The sequence below is a fragment of the Bdellovibrio bacteriovorus genome, from assembly GCF_001592735.1.
In the GTDB taxonomy this organism is placed as follows: Bacteria; Bdellovibrionota; Bdellovibrionia; order Bdellovibrionales; family Bdellovibrionaceae; genus Bdellovibrio; species Bdellovibrio bacteriovorus_D.
On record NZ_LUKE01000003.1, the window covers coordinates 82,575 to 100,028 of the forward strand.

The window sequence follows — 17,454 nt, forward strand, 5'->3', positions numbered from 1 at the left end:
TATTGTTTTGTGATCTTGCGTTCAGAAATCTCAAAGCTGCATGCCCCCAAATGAATGTCTCAATTTTTTTTTCTAGACAAACGCACCCGAGTTCATGTCGCTATTGATAATCAACTGATATCCTCCGAGGGCGGAGATTTTCGACTTGGCCTTAGCGTAATTTTGTTTTTACATTGAAGGCATGAAGTTAGAAAAGACCCATCCCGGAAGTTGTCATTGTAAAGCCATCAAGTTTGAGGTCGACTTGCCTCAAGGGCTTGTGGATCCGAAACGCTGCAACTGTTCATTTTGTCGTCGTCGAGGTACCATCGTGGCGGCGACACCTCAAAAAGGTTTTCGGTTGCTCAGTGGGGACGAGAGGCTCAGCGTTTACGAGTTTAACACCCGTACAGCAAAACACTTTTTTTGTTCCATATGTGGGATTCACACTCACAATATAAGTCGCACCAACCCGGATCAAATTCGCTTTAACATCGCCTGTCTTGAAGGCCTGAATCCTTTTGAACTGGGTGAAGTGCCAGTCTCTGACGGTGTCAATCATCCGGCCGATAGATTGAAGGAATAATTGGTTTTGCTTCGTAAGGATTGGCGTGGCCTTTAAGATTTTTCTGGTATAATGATCTTGAGCAGAAAAAAATGCCATCGAGACAAGGAGCTAGAAGCAAATGCCAGAGCTTCCCGAGGTGGAGGTCGTTAAAAACGGCCTTCAGGAAATTCTAAAACATCAACCCACGTTAGAAAAAGTTGAGCTCACGCGCAAAGATTTGCGCGAGCCTATGCCAGCACGCGCACTTAAAAAACTGGAAGGTGAAAAACTGCTTTCGGTGGAAAGACGGGCGAAGTACTTGCTTCTCTGGACGCCGCAAGGTGCCATGATATCTCACCTCGGCATGACCGGCACATGGCGTGTCGCGCCAAAAGGGGAGGAAAGAGATCATGATCATATCTATCTTCATTTCTCAGGTGGTTTGCGTTTAGCTTACCGAGACCCTCGTCGCTTCGGCGTTTTTGATTTCACCAAAGAGCCGTCCACGCACGCCAAGTTTAAAGATTTAGGACCGGAGCCTTTAAGTGAGGAGTTCACAGGCGCTGAACTGTGGAATCGCTTAAGAAATAAGCAAGTTTCTTTGAAAGTAGCTATCATGGATCAGAAGATCGTAGTGGGGGTGGGGAACATTTATGCGAGTGAAGCCCTTTATGCGGCGGGCATTCGGCCAACGACTGTTGCAAAAAAGCTCACACGTGAAAAAGCCGATCTGCTGGTGTTAGAGATTAAAAAAATTTTAACTCTTTCGATTGAAAAAGGTGGTTCGTCCATCAGTGATTTTGCCCAAGCAAGTGGCGAGAGTGGATACTTTCAGAATACCTTCAAAGTCTATGACAGAGCGGGAGACAAGTGTGTCGCTTGTTCTGCGAAGATTAAATCCCAAGTCCTTGGCGGTCGAAACACCTTCTGGTGCTCGATTTGTCAGAAATAATTTTTTAAAATTCGTTTGCTAACAGCCTGAGCTTTTTGTAATTTGGTCCTTAGTCGAGTTTTAAAACAAAAATGCGGACTGAATCGGGGTCAATGAGGACCTCGCGCGGTTTGCAAAAATAACGAAGGGACAACAACATGAAAGCGATCGTAGTAGCAGCTTTGCTAGCACTTTCTTTCACAACTGGTTTCACTTGCTCTAAAAATCAACCTGAAACTACAACTGAAACTACAACAACTACTGAAACTGTAGCTCCAACTGAAGCGGCTCCTGCTGAAGGCACTGTAGCTCCAACTGAAGCAGCTCCTGCTGAAACTCCAGCAGCTCCAGCTGGCGAAACTCACTAGTTAAATTTTCTAGGGCTTTGGCCTCGGATATTAAACTACAAATCTCGATGAGAGATTGAAGTTTCAAGTGAAGCCCTCTTCGGAGGGCTTTTTTTTTGCTCGAAAATAATGAACAGACTCTTTTGTCTACAGCCTTGGGTTATTATCAACTGCTTCGTGGAGTAAACAGACAAAAATGAGGTTTTAGGCGTTTTACCTCATATTTCGATGGCCGGACACTCCCTCGGGAATATGCCAAAAGCCTGATTTACACTCGCGTTTCACTCACTTTTTGAATCTAACCGGGAATGAGGGCCTGAAGCCCTTGCACAAGCCTTCATTACACGCTCTAATTAATGTGTCTAAAAATATGAAGGAGTAACAACGTGGATTTTATCAACGCATATCATGGGTATTTTCTAGAGTGCTGCACGTGGGCCTGGGTTCTTGGCTCTATCGCGCTTCTGCTCTTTGTAGGATTCTTCAGCAGCCCGCTGATTGTATGGACCATTGCTTTGGCGGTCATCCTTTTTGGATTCGGAGCGCCCCTGTGGTTGGGGATCGTATTTGCTGTTTTAGCCGTGATCTTTAATATCCCGCCGATTCGTGCCGCCGTTTTCACGTCGGGCGTATTTGCAATTTTTAAAAAATTCGAATTCCTTCCAAAAATTTCGGACACTGAAAAAGCCGCTCTCGATGCGGGTGTGGTGTGGGTGGAAAAAGATCTTTTCTCTGGTAAGCCCAACTTTGGCAACTTGATGAAAGAAGCTTATCCAGATTTAACCGCTGAAGAAAAAGCCTTCATGGACGGTCCGGTTAATAATCTTTGCGCGATGATTGACCACTGGGAGATCTATAAAAAACGCGAAATTCCTCAAGAGATCTGGGACTACATTAAGAAAGAAAAATTCTTAGGCATGATCGTACCTAAAGAGTACGGCGGTCTGGGATTCTCTGCTCTGTGCCATTCTGAAGTGATCATGAAAATCTCGTCTCGCTCTTTAGCGGTTGCGATTCAAGTCATGGTTCCAAACTCACTGGGGCCGGCAGAATTACTTGCTCACTACGGAACCGACGCACAAAAAAATCATTGGTTGCCTCGTTTAGCGCTGGGCCAAGAGATTCCTTGTTTTGGTTTGACCGAGCCTACAGCGGGTTCTGATGCAGGCTCCATCACTTCTCACGGTGTTCTTTTCAAAGGGGCTGATGGGAAGTTGCAAATCAAACTCAACTGGAACAAACGTTGGATCACCCTGGCGGCGATTTCTTCGGTGATTGGTTTGGCGTTCCGTTTGCGCGACCCGGAAAACTTACTGGGTAAAGGTGAGGATCTGGGGATCACGTGCGCCTTGATCCCATCAAACCTTCCGGGTGTGGTGATTGGTCGTCGTCATGATCCTTTAAATACACCTTTTTATAACTGTCCCACTCAAGGTCACGATGTGATCGTGAATGCCGAAGATGCGATCGTGGGCGGTGTTGCTGGCGCGGGTCGTGGTTGGGGTATGTTGATGGAATGTTTGGCGGCAGGTCGTGGTATTTCTTTGCCGGCTCAAGCAACGGGTGGCGCAAAACTTTTAACTCGTATTTGTTCAGCTCATGCGGTGGTTCGCCGTCAGTTCGGTATGTCTATTGGTAAGTTCGAGGGTATCGAAGAGCCTTTGGCACGCATTGGTGCTTCAACTTACACCCTTGAAGCGATGAGAAGATATTGCTTAGGAGCTTTAGATAAAGGTATCAAGCCCGGTGTTATCACGGCGATGCAAAAATACTATGCGACTGAAATGGGTCGTAAAGGTATTAACGACGCGATGGATATCATGGGTGGTGCGGGTATCTCTATGGGACCTCGCAATCTTATTTCTGAAATTTATATCGCGACTCCGATTGGTATCACGGTTGAAGGTGCGAACATTATGACAAGAACTTTGATCATCTTTGGTCAAGGGGCTTTGCGTGCGCATCCGTTTGCGTATGCGGAAGTCAAAGCATACGAAGCCAATGATTTGAAAGCTTTTGATGCGGCTTTCAGTGGTCACATTGGTCACATCGTGCGCAATACCTGCCGCGCGATCCTTTTATCGCTTTCTCGCGGTTACTTAGCGGCGACCCCAGACTGTCATCCACAAATGAAAGTGTACTTCCGTCGTCTTTCTTGGACTTCGGCGACCTTCGCATTGTTGTCTGACGTGGCGATGGGTGTTCTTGGTGGGACATTGAAAGCAAAACAAAAACTGACAGGTCGTTATGCCGATATTCTAGCGAATATGTACATGGCGACAGCGGTTCTTCGTCGTTTTGAAGCTGAAGGTCGTCGTGAAGAAGATCTTCCGTTTGTTCATTACTCTTTAAAAAATAATATGGCTGAAATCCAAAAAGGTTTTGATGGCATTTTCGACAACTTGAAAATCCCTGGAATCCGTTGGTTCTTTAAAGGTTGGATCGGCGCTTGGTCAAGAATCAATTCCGTGGGCTCTCAAGCTTCGGACGGTTGGTCTCATGCGATTGCTGATGCAATGATGAAAGAAGGCGGCATCCGTGATCGTCTGACAGATGGTATTTATTTGGATAAAAATCCAAATCACCAAATGGGTCGTTTGGAAAATGCCTTCCAAGTCAGCTTAAAAGCTGATGCGGCGGAAAAGAAAATCCGCAAAGCGGTTCGCGATGGCATCTTGCCTAAGAAAAAAACGAACATGCTTTACGATGAAGCTAAAAATAAAAACGTTATCAGCGCTGATGAACACAAGCTTCTGCAAGAAGCCGACGGCATCAGATATGATGCGATCTTGGTAGATGATTTCTCGGAAGAGCAGTATCACGCCAACAAGGTCATCCGCTAGTCGGCCGCTGAAAAAGGCCTTGGGTCCGGGTTGGCGGTAAGTAGAAAATAGAAAAGGGAGCCAGCTCGGCTCCCTTTTTTTATTCTGCAAACACCTTGCTGCATTTATTAATGGGATTCAGCGCTCGCTGTTCTAAGACTTTAGCACGGCCCTTGTGGTCGGGAATGGTGGATGTTCTGCGGAATTCTGTCAGTTCCTCAGCAATGGGTGAAAGATCTTTCACTTTGTCTAAAATTGTTAGCAAGTCGCTCATTTCATGCCCCAGATGCATAAGGTTTCGCATCCAGTATTCGGTGAATTCGTATTGAACATTCTGCGCGTTTCGCTTTAAAAGCTGATAAGAAATTTCTTTAAGTTCATGGTCGCTAAAGTCGTTAAAGTCTTTTAAAGTCGTCAGGGCTTCCTTGCGGATATTAATGTCATGGTTTTCTAACTGACCAATCCAGAATGAAGCACTTGGGCCGGTTGTGACTTTAAGCTTCAATTTTTTTACGGCCGCTTCCGCGCGCTCGTTGACATGCGGATACGGCGTTTTAAGTTTGGCTATTAATTGTGCTTCGGCATCAGCGCGAGTGAGTTGAAAAAGATCCAGAGTGCGATCTTTAGCCAGGGCATAGTGAAGCAAAACGACGCCCATTTTTAAAAGCTGTGGATGCTGCATGTTTAAAAAGTTCTTTAAGGCGATTTGCAAAGGCTTTTCAGAGGTGTCCAGCTTTAAGATGATCGCGCGACCCAAAGCTTCGTACTTCCAATCGACCGTCTCTTGAGAAAACAACTCGACTAAAATCATCTGCCGCTCATAGTCTTTTTCCATCGGCATTTCGGTGATGTACTTTTGATAGACTTTTTTCCATTGTTCATCGGAAATATTTCGGTCTTTCAGGGCCACAAAGATCGCGTCTTGCGCAGGATCAGGTTTTTGCGGAGGTGCCTCTTTCCGCGGAGAGGGGCTTGCGCTGGGGGGAGGGCTAGCTTTTGGCTTTGCCGAAGGCGATGGTTGCATCTTGGGCGCCGATTGAGTTTTTAATTTTTCAACGGGGCCAAAGCGTTTTTCAAGTGAAACCACATCCGAATTTCCAGAAAGCGAAGACCAGCGGGCATGCTGACTTCCCTCGTAAGAAAAATAATTATAATAAGCGCGCAACTTCGCGTCGCCAATAATGCTTTCCGCGGCATTGATCACGGCTAACTTGGCGGAAGCCTCTTTGGCCGCCGCGGGGTCACTCATATAACGATCGGGGTGATACTGGCGCACCAAAGCCTTCCAAGCTTTTTTGATTTCTTCTTGGGTGGCCGTTTTTTCTACGCCCAAAGTTTCATAGAAATTCTTCTCTGCAAGTGAGGCGAAGCTAAAAAGAATGCAAAATAAGAATGCCAATATGTTTCTGACCATACAGCTTCAGTAGCATGGGCTGTGCCAGTAAAAGGGGCCCCCGGTAGTCGTGGTTCATGTTCAGCGTCTCGAAATGAGACAGATTACAAGAAGTGCCAATTTTAGGGCTCTGGTGTTTAGAGTTTTTTCTGGGGATGATAAAAAAAAGAGCCTGGGTGCTCCTTTTTATTTAAGGTCGCCGACGTCCCTTGGCCGCCAAGATCTTTTTAATCAATCCATCATCGTCTTCATCGAAAATATCGCCGATGATTTCTTCAAAGATATCTTCCATCGAACACAATCCCACATAATTCAAACGATCATAAATAACCGCGATATGGGACTTTTGTTCTTGCATCTTTAATAAAATCTTAAAGACCGGTTCAAAAGATTTAAATTTTAAAATGGGTCGAACTAAAGACTCCCACTCAGTGGCTCCATACCGGCGGGCCGCTAAGAACTCTTTGGTGTTGATCATGCCGACCACGTCGTTTTCATCTAAAACGGGCAGGCGTGTGTGGCGAGAATTGGTGATGATGGTTTCGACATCATCAGCGGTGTCGCCTTTACGAATAAAGATAGCTTCTTCCCACGGGATCATGATGTCGCGGGCGACTTTTTTATCCGCGCTGACAAGGTTCACCACGTACTGCTTGGTTTGGTGAGGCAAGTCATCAATGGCAATGTCATTCCCATGAGCAGTCGCATCTTTGATTGAACCAAAACTTAAAAGCTTTACCAGGATGTTTGTCGACTTTTCTAAGACCGTGACTGCAGGCGATAAGATCTTTTCCGCAATATAAAGTCCTTGAGCGGCGACCAGTGCTACGGTCAATGGATTTCGAAGGGCGATGGTTTTAGGGACCAGTTCTCCCACCACGACGTTTAAATAAGAAATCGGCAAGACCACCATCGCGATGGCCACACCTTCCGCGGTGGCTTCAGAAAGCCCAAAGTTACGGATCAAATAAGGTCCGAAAGCCTCTTCCGCGCCGGCACCACCGACCGCGGCCGCAATCGCGCCCACCAAGGTGATACCAATCTGAATCACCGAAAGAGTGCGCTCGGGATTGCTTTTAAGCTGCATCAACAGGCGTGCGGATCTTTGCTTGGGGGCGAGGCGCTTTAACTGAGTCTTACTGACGGTCACAAAGGCCATTTCAGAGCCTGAAAGCAGCATATTAATGAACAAACAGATAAGAACGACTAATAATTCAGTCACGAAAGCCTCCCGTAGGAAGCCTGGGTCAATCTCGGTAGAGGGTCAGGGTCCATAGGCGCTCAATCTATCAAAACGGAGCACTCTAAGCAAATTCGCCATGCGTCATTAGTTTGTGGCCAAAGTTCTTGCCATGGACCCAAGCCGTCGGAGAAAAGGATCTTCCCAAAATTCATGACGGAGGGTCCATGAAGTTTTTTGTATTGTTATCCGCTTTATTTGTATCTCTTTCGGCTTTTTCTGGCTGGAATGAGGACTTTGCTGAACTTAAAAAAATCCCACGCGATTATAATGACGCGGGATCTATCTGTGAGGAAGTGGCACGACTAGATATGCAGCGTGCTTACCCAGGTCCCCAATATAAGGTGGAAGTCGGGATCGCTTATGCTGATGAGGAGCGCACGATCGGTGAGCTTGATATCATCATCTTTGATACTAACATGAACAAAGTCTACAAAGTGGCTGAAGTAAAGTGTTGGAAAGACGTTCGTGGAGGCTTGAAAAAAGCTCGCGAACAGCGCGCGCGCTTTGTTAGCAATGTTCATTCGAACAAAGTTTTGCAATTCCGTTCGACTTCAACGGGTCAGTACTATGAGCAAAACCAATTCCAAAACATCACGGAATTCTTTTCGATCGCGCAAAAAGGATCTGAAGCGGTGGGTTTTGATGTGGAGTTGAATTACTCTTTGTCAGAGCTAAAGCAGTACCGCAAAGACATGATTCGTTGTCAGAATCGTGGTGAGTGTGCGAGTCCTTATAATAAAAAACGTGCGCATTAGTTAGTGCTTTCTTTTCAAGCTTCGCTTGGAAAGACGGGCCAGAGGTTTATCTGACGGCCTTCGTTTTATTACTTATTCTTTGAGACATCGGCGTGGCCGATGTCGAAAGGACTAAGGGCCCCGCCGCGCCGAAGCTTTCAGCGGAGGCGGGACCCTTTTCGGCGCGCGCAAGACAGTGCTAGATCGCACGCAAAATAAAATTAAAAGAACGAAGCATGGAACTAAATGCCTGGCGTTTGTTGATGAAACCCATGTAGCTAAAGTGGCGCACAAGCGGCAACTCCAGCTCTTCTTCGCTGTGACCAGTATATATCACTACCGGAATAGGTCGCTTGTTTTTATGGGTTTTGCTTTCATGCATAAGACGATCCATTAACAACAATGTTTCTCGTCCACCCATTTGTGGCATCTGCCAGTCTAAAATCACTAAATCAAATTGTCGGTTGATCAACAAGGGGATCGCGTCTTGACCGTCAAAGGCCATTGTGACGTCACATTTATAGTGATCCAAAATGTGGGACATCAGTTTTACCGAATCTAAACTGTCGTCAATGACAAGCACTCGCGGTTGATGTTGTTGTTTTTCTAATGCAGAAGAGGTTTCAATAACCATGGGGGTCTCCGTTTCCTTTAAAACCACTCCCTTATTGAAACTTATGTAGATCTGAGTTTCCTCTAAAACACTTAATATGATCCGTTTTTAATAAAAGGTCTGTAAAATGACAGGCCCGTAACCCACCATTAGGCAAGTTCCTTGCGGGTTTGTTCAGTTACAATAGTTTCGCGAACTACGACCACCTTAATTTGTCCCGGATAATTACACTCTTCCTCGACGCGGGCCGCTATTTTTTTCGACAATTCCAGTGATTGTTCGTCATTCACTTTTCTGCCATTCACCATGACTCGACATTCACGGCCCCCACTCAAGACAAAGCAATCTGTCACTCCTGGGAAGCTGCGAGCGATATCTTGCAGCTCCGACACCTTCTGATTGTAAGATTCAATTGTCGAACGACGTGCCCCCGGGCGAGCCCCCGAAACTGCATCTGCGGCAATCACTAAGAAAGCATGATCACTGCTGGGCTGCTCATCAAAGTGATGGGCTTTAACGGCATGAACAACGTCCGCAGCTTCGCCGCGAGCGGCGATAAAGTCCGCCCCGATCACTGCATGGCCCCCTTCAATAGAGTGGTCCATGGATTTACCGATATCGTGAAGCATTCCCACGCGGCGGGCTTTTTTAATGTCGACACCAATTTCAGCCGCCATAAGGCCGGCAAGCCAGCCGACTTCGCCACAGTGGAAGTATTGGTTTTGAGTGAATGAGTAACGATAGCGCAAAGATCCCATCATCTGGCGAACTTCGGCGTTGAGTCCTTCCAATTTTAATTCTTTCGCTAAAGCATCGCCATCGTGTTTGATGTTTTTGAAAAGTTCTTTTTTCTGATTTTCGGCGATCTTTCTGATGAAATCAGGATTGATGTTTTTCTTTTCTTTAAAGATGCGCTCTAAAGTTCGACGAGTCAGTTCCCGGCGAACAGGGTCAAATCCGGCAACTCCCACCATGTCCATGCCGTCTTCAACGATGATATCACAACCGCAAGAGTCTTGAACGGCTTTGATATTATTGCCAGCAGGATCACAGAAAAGTTTTCGGACGTGATTGTCGGGAAAATTCACCGCCCCAATCCCGCGCTCAGCGCAGTAAGGTCTAGCAAAACGATCAATCACCAGGCTTAAGATTTTTTTCGCCCGCGTTTCGGCGTGCTCTTTGACGTCTTCTTCGGATTCTTGAATAAAGCGCGCAGCGCGTTTTTTAGAGTCCTCTTCCATCTGATTTTTCAACTGAGTTTTAAATTCTTCGGCCGAGGTGTTTAGCTTCGTCGTCAACCTTTGCACCAAGTCTTGGTTTAAAGATTTCTGTGCCTCTTTGATACGAGTCAAAGAAGCTTCTTGAGTTTTTAAAGCTTGTTCTTGTTTTTTTACGTCGGCTTCACGCTCTTGCAGTTTCTTTTTTTCTTCATGGGCAATGGAATCGGCCTTTGACTTTTTCTCGGCCGCAACTTCTTGCAGATCCTCGATGCGACCTTCGACTTTTAACATCTCAGGTTCTACTTTCGTCCACAGCTCCATTTCGATTTCTTGAATGCGCTCTTGTTCTTCAAGCGCGCGCAGTTCAACGGCTTCTTTGGCTTCATCTAAAACTTCATCGGCTTCTTCGCGAGCATGACGAATCGTGCGAGCGCGCATTACTTTGTGCAAAGCAAGTCCACCAAATGCACCGGCCGCAAGCGCGATGAGGGCTGTGATGATAATCGTAATCAAATTAACTTCTAACATTCGGTCTCCAATGTTCCAGACTCCTTCTGGAACTTTAATGAAGTGGCTTCGGACAAGTTTTTATTTTCTTAGAACCTTGCCGTCCACTTCGGGGCAGAACAACCTTTGCAAAAAAAATGAAAGGTCTAAAACACCTTATTTTAGCTCCTAAGTCTTTGAAAACGCAAATAAATCACTTTTTTGCGGGGCCTTTACTTTAGGCGTTATCAAGGGTAGCTTGGAAAAACGAACCAGGAGGCCTAGAAATGGGGCAAATGCAGTGTGATACAAAGTGGCAAGGTGGGTTGGGATTTAAGGCCCAGATCCGCGGTCACGAGTTCCAGATGGACACTAAAAAAGAGTCCGGGGGACAAGATGCCGGACCTAGCCCGAAAGAAGTTCTTTTGGCTAGTATTTGTGCCTGCTCCGGCATGGACGTCGCTTCCATTTTGCAAAAAATGAGAGTGAACCTTGTTTCTTGTGACATCTCGGCAGAAACAGAAACGACGGACGGGTATCCTTCCGTGTTTAAAGAAGTGAAGTTGAAATTCAAAATTGTGGGACCTGACATTAAAGCCGATCAAGCCATCAAGGCCGTGGTTTTGTCGATGACTAAATATTGTGGCGTCAGTGCGATGGTGGCCGGGGTGTCTCCCATCACCTATGAGATTTTTTTAAATGATGTCAGTATTAAATCGGATCGAGCGGATTTTTCGGAGAATTTAAAGCTGTGATCATTCAGATTCCGTTTCATGAAATGGATTTTTCATACGCCAGATCCGGGGGGCCTGGCGGGCAGAACGTCAACAAGACGAATTCGGCTGCGATCTTGCGTTGGAATTTGGAAAGCTCGCAAGTGTTTAACGAAGATCAGAAGGCGCGCTTGCGCATGAAACTTCAAGGAAAACTCACCAAAGACGGTGACTTACTTATTCGCAGTGATGTGCATCGTGATCAAGATCAAAATCGCTCGGAGTGCATTCGTCGCCTGCAAGAAACTTTGCAGCGCGCTTTGCATGTTCCTAAAAAACGAGTCGCCACCAAACCCACAAAGAGTTCGCAGCGCAAACGCGTAGAAACAAAAAAACTGCGCTCAGAGACAAAATCTTTGCGTCAGAAGATTCGCGGTTAATGCAAGTCTTGAGGTATGGGTGCGACGCGCCCGCATAGATTTTGGATGGGAGTAGAAAAAATTTGAAGGCGTATCGCAGAGTTTTTATTGGTATTGCTCTAGAATACGAAGGTCATTTAAGTTCACAAATGAATATCCCTCTTGCAAAAGTGCCGGAATAAACTGTGAAACCATATCGACCGTATTCAAAGTCAAATCATGCATCAACACCACACCGCCACCTTTGCGGCGAGTTTCTTTTAAGTACCCTGCTAAGCACACATCCACGGGCACTGCTGAATAGCCAAATTTTTTGCTTGAAGACCAGCAATCCCAGTCGGCGGCTTGTGTGATCTCTGCCGCGGTCTTAGGACGAACTCCTGTCACGGCACCCGTTTTATAGTTCGCGATGACGTTTGGAACCAGCGCGCCGCCGATACTCCAATAAACCGGACCAATATAATCACGAACCGAAGCAATCGCATTCAGCTTGGCCGCGTGGGTGGAATTCCAAGCGCCATACGGAGCACGGAAATATCGGGGCAAGGCCGGCGACATATATTTGCGGATCACCTTATCAGACTCGACCACCTCTTTTAAAAGCATGTCGTTATATTGCTCATACAGATGTGAACCTAAGTTTGCGTGAGAGTAGGAGTGATTGCCGATGGTGTGGCCTTCGTCTTTCATGCGCTTCATAATTTCAGGATATTTTTTAGCATTTTGGGCTAAGACAAAGAACGTGGCCTTGATATTGTAAATGCGCAAGATATCTAAAAGAACGGGCGTGGCTTCTGGGGACGGGCCATCATCGAAAGTAAGAACAACTTTTTTGGTATTACCAAGATCGAAAGTGCCGATGCTTTTGGTTTGAAAAAGGGGATCGCTGCCGTCAGTGTTAATGTCTCCCGAAAAGCTTTCGTTATTTTTGTCCGTACATCCAGACATCGTCATGGCGGTCAGACTTAAAGATAAACAAACCATCGCCGAAGCTTTGATAAATCGAGAAACGTTCATAACATGCTCCTTATTCGTACCCGGACTTACTAAGCAAGTGATAGGCCGTCTGAATTGAGGGTGAACTAGGGCTAAAACGCCCAATAAGTCCGATATGGAACCTTTTTATAGGGTGGGGACGATTAATGTCACTCTCCGCACTCCGGTTTTGCCGTTCCTATAAACTGGCAGTGGTTTGCTCTGCCTTCAATAGAGTCTTCCCAACGAACTCTGTCATGTGCATTCCAATATGGGAAAAATAACGCGCTGGTGCTACCCACGTAGGTAGCACCAGCGCGTTATCACTTCTACAAAGAAATCTACAGAATTTGTTTTTTGGGGGGATGACCCGTTTACGTTTCTCAGGAGCCTAGAGAGTCTTTCCGGGACGTCCGAGATTCGGAAGAGGTAGGCGCTCGGCTAGCCCCTTCCATGGATTGAGATTGGTTAGTGATTTGTAGATTCACTTTAAGAATAAAAAAGGATGAATCTAATGCTTCATAAATTGAGCAATACCGAGTTACTTGACAAGACTAAAGCGATAGCAAGCCAGGAGCGAAAGGTCCAAGTCGAACTACTTTGGCATCTTTTGGAAATACAAAATCGGCGACTCTATTTAGAAATTGGATTTCCGAGTCTTTATGATTACGTCGTCAAAGAACTTGGTTACGGACATGGTGCTGCTTATAGAAGAATTCAGGCAATGCGATTAATTGAGTCTGTGCCAGATGTAGCTGAGAAGATCGAAGAAGGAAGTATTAATTTATCAACGGCCTCTCAAGTGCAAAATTTCATTAAATCTGAACGAAAAAATGGCGGGAGTGTTAGTTACAAACAGCGGGTTGAAATGATCAACGCCATCGAAAACAAATCCGCCCGGGACGTTGAAAAACATCTCATCAATTTAAAACCAGAAAATGTCATTCGACCCGAAAAAATCCGCATGGTGACCCCTGAAATTATTGAAATGCGCTTAATGATTCCGGATGATCTAAAAGAAAAAATGGATAAACTTCGCCAGATTTTTTCCCATCGTATTCCTGATATGACCTATCTTGCCCTGATGGAGTATCTGGTGAACCAAGCTTTGAAGAAAGTTGAAAAAAAGCACAAAAGCTCGTCGCCGGCATTGCGCTTAAAAGCTCCAGAGGGGCACTTACTCTCAAAAAGAAATATTCCCTCAACATTACGTCACGCGGTTTGGTTGCGCGATGGGGGCGTTTGCAGTTACCAAGATCCTCAGACCGGCCGAAAATGTGGCGGGCGAAATTTTGTGCAAGTAGATCATATTCACCCCTGGTCGAAGGGCGGCGAAAATAAATTAGAAAATCTGCAGCTCTTGTGTGCCGAGCACAATCGGCACAAAAACAATCGGACTCCTTCTTAAAGAGTATCGAAATTATAAAAATCCGCTGAAAACTCTGACTCAAAGGGTCGGTGCAAGTTCGTGAAATTCACGTTTAAGAATGTTACATAAGACTTGTGTACACGCTAAGGCCCTATCAACAAGAAGCCGTCCAAGCGACGTTGAAACATTTCCGGAAAGAAAAATCTCCGGCGGTGATTGTATTGCCCACCGGAGCGGGTAAAAGCTTGGTCATTGCAGAACTGGCAAGACTAGCAAGAGGCCGTGTGCTGGTGCTGGCCCACGTGCGAGAGCTGGTGGAACAAAACCATCAAAAATATCAAAGCTTCGGCTTAGAAGCCGGAATTTTCTCTGCCGGGTTGCAAAGAAAAGAATCTCACCAGAAAGTCATCTTTGGCAGCATTCAATCTATCGCGCGAGCCGACGATGACTTCTTCAAAGATTTTTCGCTTGTCGTGATTGATGAATGTCATCGGGTTTCCATCACCGGGGAAACGCAGTACTTTCAAGTCCTCAATAAACTTCAAGCCAACAATCCAGAGATCTGTGTCTTAGGGCTTACGGCGACTCCGTACCGTTTGGGCTTGGGCTGGATTTATAACTACAATGTACACACGAAAACTCAAAGTACGACGGAAGATCGCTTTTTTAAAAAATGCATTTACGATCTGACCATCAGTTACATGATTAAAAATGGTTATTTGACCCGGCCGATTAAAATCGATTCGCCGGTCGCGTGTTATGATTTCTCAAGTCTAAAACTGAACGGAACAAGCTTTGTAACCACGCAGATCGAAGCCATTTTAAAAGACCAAATGCGCATCACGCCGTTGATTATTAAAAACATCATCGACATGTCTAAGGATCGCCAGGGGGTGATGATCTTTACCAGCTCTGTGAATCACGCCATTGAAATCATGCAAAGCCTGCCGCCGTATGTGTCGGCCCTTGTGGTGGGAGATACAGAAAGTGATGAACGCGAAGAGGTCATTGCCGCCTTTAAGGCGCGAGAGTTGAAGTTCCTGGTCAACGTGTCCGTCCTCACGACCGGATTTGATGCGCCTCACGTGGATGTGATTGCGATCTTAAGACCGACAGAGTCGGTCAGTCTGTATCAACAAATCATCGGCCGCGGATTGCGATTAAGTCCCGGTAAAGAAGATTGCCTTATCCTGGATTACACCGGCCAAGATCACGATCTTTACAGTCCCGAAATTGAAGACGATAAACCCAGCAAAGAATCTGTGCGCGTGCAAATCCCCTGTCCTGAATGTGGGGTTGTTAATGATTTTTGGGGTTTAGTAGATCAAGAAGGAGAGATTATGGAGCACTTTGGCCGCAAATGCCGAGGTGCTTTTGAGGATCCGATCACGCATGAAATAGAACCTTGCGGCTTTCGATTCAGATTTAAACTGTGCGATCAGTGCGGTGAAGAAAATGATATTGCCGCCAGGTCCTGTTCAAAATGCGCGCACATCCTGGTGGACACCGATAAAAAACTTAAAGAAGCGATGTCTTTAAAAGATGCCCATGTCTTAAGGGTTGATTCGGTCGTTTATCAAAAAAGTCAGGACAAAAAAGGCAACGAGCGGTTGGAGGTGCGCTATTACGACGTGGATGCAAAGTTTTTAGCGGAATATTTCTATTTAAATTCTTCTGAAGACGCCCACCGATTTTATTTTAACTTTATTCGCATGCACAATAAGCGCCCCGAAAAAAAGATCTTTATCAAAGATGTCGACGACGCTTTAAAGCAAAAAGAAAAATTCCGCAGTCCGCTTTTTGTCGTGGCACGAAAACAAAAATATTTTTGGAGCATTCGCGAAAAGATCTTTGAATAAAAAACAGGCAAAGCCTGGTTTTTATAGGAAAACTAACGGACAAGAGAAAAAAGCCTGCCGCAGTTCAGTGCTCTAAAGCGGCCACTTCCGTTTTATTCGGAGTATCTTGGCCTTCAATCGCCAAAATCCGCCGCGATAAAAAGATAGCCACAAACGTAAACGCAATCGCCACATAACCCACGATCGGATAATTCAGCATGCGACCCGTTGAATCACTGGTCACAATCCAACCCGCAATGTAACTTGATAGCGCCGAAGACAGCTGTTGCGCACTTGAAACAATCGACATAAAGCTGCCACGCGTTTGCGGTAAAGCGGTGCCTGAAACCAACGCTGTGGCTGGGACCATGCGTCCCCCCGAAGTTACGAAGAAAAAGGCACAGATGAGTAAAATGCCCCATAAAGGCGTGGCGTTCAAATGGGTGATCACGTAATACGGAATGATCGTTAAAAGCGCGCACCACAAAAATACCGTGTGCTTACCAAAGCGATCGGCAAAGCGACCCATCAGAGGTGAAGTAAAGAATGTGCAAACCCCGCCCGCCATATACATCAACGGCAATTGCGCTTCGGACATGCCGGCATTTGAGACCAAAGAAGGCGAAAGAAAAGGAATGATCGCAAAGTGTCCAAACATCACAGACGACATGAACAATAAAGCGCGCCGTTGATTCTGATTTTTTAATACGCGCGTAAGCACGCGTATCGGGGACTCTTTAGGACGTTTTTCGATCAAGTGACTGCGCATGGCGGGGACTTTCCACCCCACAAGCACGCAAAGAAACAGCGAGGTTCCGCCCAAAAACAAAAACGGCGCATGCCAAGAAAATATATTGGCTAAAAACAAACTAAAAGGAACGCCCAAGACCGAAGCCATCGAAAACGAAGTCATGATGACGCCCATGGCACTGCCACGCCGTTCATAGCTGATAGAATCACTGACAATAGAAAGAACCAAAGAGCCCAGCACGCCGCCAAAGACGCCGGTCAGGCCGCGCGCTAGTAATAAAGTTTCATAAGAAGGAGCCAAGCCGCAAGCGACCGTTCCCACCGAAAAACCGATGAAGAAGGTAAGAAGGGCCTGCTTGCGATCTAATTTGTCCATGAAGAAGGCGGCAAGAAAACCCGTGATGCCCGCGCAAAAGGTGTAGGATGACACGAGGAGTCCGAATTGATGCGGGTTGATTGAAAAGTTTCGCATCAATTGTGGGCCGAGCGGCATCATAATCATGAAGTCGACAATAGAGCTGAATTGGATCGATGCAAGAAGGGCGAGAAGTATTTTTTCTTGTCTAGAGAACACGGCAGAGGTCCTTTTTGTTGACGCCTCTTAAACTAACCGATAATTCATAAATATGGTAACAATTTGGAAATTTACAAAATTCGTTTTCATTCTCATTATCCTTGTCGCATTGACGTGGGTGGTCCTCGCAAACTACAGCGTGATTTTTTCGAAAACCGTGGTGGGCGAAGTGATTAGTGTTGAGAAAGTTGAAGTTCCGGTCGCATTGATGGCCCGAGCTGATAGTGTCACTTCAAAAGTCTTTACTTTTGCTGTTGCTATTCGTGAGGAAAAAACGGGAGAAATTTTCACGTCGATTTCTGAAGAACGCCAATGGGCTGTTGTTCAGCCGGGACAGTGTGCGGAAGCCATTTACCTTCCTTATCCTCCATGGGACCTAACAAAACGCGGAACTTTCTTCGGGGCTCGCTACACACGCCTGTATGATTGCCCGGCGAAAGCTCAAAGTATTGAAGTTCCCACAACAACTCCCACTCCTGCTGTTGAAACGAAGTAAAGGAT

The 17,454-nt window shown here is 46.0% G+C and carries 16 protein-coding genes; 10 read left to right on the forward strand and 6 right to left on the reverse strand.

Going from position 1 to position 17,454, the window contains the following annotated elements; translation table 11 throughout:
* Positions 1–181: 181 nt before the first annotated feature.
* From AZI86_RS19030 to AZI86_RS12845, 4 genes are all read left to right on the forward strand, one after another.
* Positions 182–565 (forward strand): GFA family protein, encoded by a 384-nt coding sequence (locus AZI86_RS19030; protein WP_081111921.1) that lies wholly within the window; start codon positions 182–184, stop codon positions 563–565.
* A gap of 100 nt (positions 566–665) precedes the next feature.
* Positions 666–1,478, forward strand: coding sequence for a bifunctional DNA-formamidopyrimidine glycosylase/DNA-(apurinic or apyrimidinic site) lyase (mutM, locus tag AZI86_RS12840; RefSeq protein ID WP_061835605.1), 813 nt, complete (start codon positions 666–668; stop codon positions 1,476–1,478).
* A gap of 137 nt (positions 1,479–1,615) precedes the next feature.
* On the forward strand, positions 1,616–1,825 hold the full coding sequence (locus AZI86_RS19035) for an acylneuraminate cytidylyltransferase (protein WP_081111922.1): 210 nt from the start codon (positions 1,616–1,618) through the stop codon (positions 1,823–1,825).
* A gap of 365 nt (positions 1,826–2,190) precedes the next feature.
* Positions 2,191–4,647 carry an acyl-CoA dehydrogenase gene (locus AZI86_RS12845; RefSeq protein ID WP_061835606.1) on the forward strand — a complete coding sequence of 819 codons (2,457 nt, stop codon included), beginning with the start codon at positions 2,191–2,193 and terminating at the stop codon, positions 4,645–4,647.
* Positions 4,648–4,726: 79 nt separating this feature from the next.
* On the opposite strand, the gene AZI86_RS12850 is transcribed toward AZI86_RS12845, so the two are convergent.
* Together AZI86_RS12850 and AZI86_RS12855 are read right to left on the reverse strand one after the other, a co-directional pair.
* Positions 4,727–6,040, reverse strand: coding sequence for a J domain-containing protein (locus AZI86_RS12850; RefSeq protein ID WP_061835607.1), 1,314 nt, complete (start codon positions 6,038–6,040; stop codon positions 4,727–4,729).
* A 169-nt stretch (positions 6,041–6,209) separates the two neighbouring features.
* Positions 6,210–7,241, reverse strand: a complete 1,032-nt coding sequence (locus tag AZI86_RS12855) for a hemolysin family protein (RefSeq protein WP_061835608.1) — start codon at positions 7,239–7,241, stop codon at positions 6,210–6,212.
* 185 nt (positions 7,242–7,426) lie between these two features.
* On the opposite strand from AZI86_RS12855, the gene AZI86_RS12860 reads away from it, so the two are divergent.
* Positions 7,427–8,017 carry a hypothetical protein gene (locus AZI86_RS12860; protein WP_061835609.1) on the forward strand — a complete coding sequence of 197 codons (591 nt, stop codon included), beginning with the start codon at positions 7,427–7,429 and terminating at the stop codon, positions 8,015–8,017.
* Between the two features lie 178 nt (positions 8,018–8,195).
* On the opposite strand, the gene AZI86_RS12865 is transcribed toward AZI86_RS12860, so the two are convergent.
* Both AZI86_RS12865 and AZI86_RS12870 read right to left on the reverse strand, forming a co-directional pair.
* The gene (locus AZI86_RS12865) at positions 8,196–8,630 is read right to left on the reverse strand and encodes a response regulator (protein ID WP_081111923.1); all 435 of its coding nucleotides are present in this window, start codon (positions 8,628–8,630) and stop codon (positions 8,196–8,198) included.
* 128 nt (positions 8,631–8,758) lie between these two features.
* Positions 8,759–10,357 (reverse strand): Rnase Y domain-containing protein, encoded by a 1,599-nt coding sequence (locus tag AZI86_RS12870; RefSeq protein WP_253715933.1) that lies wholly within the window; start codon positions 10,355–10,357, stop codon positions 8,759–8,761.
* Positions 10,358–10,602: 245 nt separating this feature from the next.
* Here AZI86_RS12870 and AZI86_RS12875 point away from each other — a divergent pair, with 245 nt between their 5' ends.
* Both AZI86_RS12875 and arfB read left to right on the forward strand, forming a co-directional pair.
* Complete coding sequence (locus AZI86_RS12875) at positions 10,603–11,070, forward strand: OsmC family protein (protein ID WP_253715934.1); 468 nt, start codon at positions 10,603–10,605, stop codon at positions 11,068–11,070.
* Positions 11,067–11,468, forward strand: coding sequence for an alternative ribosome rescue aminoacyl-tRNA hydrolase ArfB (gene arfB, locus AZI86_RS12880; RefSeq protein WP_253715935.1), 402 nt, complete (start codon positions 11,067–11,069; stop codon positions 11,466–11,468). The genes AZI86_RS12875 and arfB overlap by 4 nt, the downstream gene beginning before the upstream one ends.
* An 84-nt stretch (positions 11,469–11,552) precedes the next feature.
* On the opposite strand, the gene AZI86_RS12885 is transcribed toward arfB, so the two are convergent.
* Positions 11,553–12,464, reverse strand: a complete 912-nt coding sequence (locus tag AZI86_RS12885) for a polysaccharide deacetylase family protein (RefSeq protein ID WP_061835610.1) — start codon at positions 12,462–12,464, stop codon at positions 11,553–11,555.
* Between the two features lie 682 nt (positions 12,465–13,146).
* Between AZI86_RS12885 and AZI86_RS12890 the strand changes: the two genes are divergently transcribed.
* Positions 13,147–13,830 (forward strand): HNH endonuclease, encoded by a 684-nt coding sequence (locus AZI86_RS12890; RefSeq protein ID WP_157684706.1) that lies wholly within the window; start codon positions 13,147–13,149, stop codon positions 13,828–13,830.
* 95 nt (positions 13,831–13,925) lie between these two features.
* The gene (locus AZI86_RS12895) at positions 13,926–15,650 is read left to right on the forward strand and encodes a DEAD/DEAH box helicase (protein WP_081111925.1); all 1,725 of its coding nucleotides are present in this window, start codon (positions 13,926–13,928) and stop codon (positions 15,648–15,650) included.
* Positions 15,651–15,714: 64 nt separating this feature from the next.
* On the opposite strand, the gene AZI86_RS12900 is transcribed toward AZI86_RS12895, so the two are convergent.
* Entirely contained in the window at positions 15,715–16,953 is a 1,239-nt protein-coding gene (locus tag AZI86_RS12900) for an MFS transporter (protein ID WP_061835613.1), read from the reverse strand.
* 52 nt (positions 16,954–17,005) lie between these two features.
* Between AZI86_RS12900 and AZI86_RS12905 the strand changes: the two genes are divergently transcribed.
* Positions 17,006–17,449, forward strand: a complete 444-nt coding sequence (locus AZI86_RS12905) for a hypothetical protein (RefSeq protein WP_253715937.1) — start codon at positions 17,006–17,008, stop codon at positions 17,447–17,449.
* Positions 17,450–17,454 lie beyond the last annotated feature (5 nt).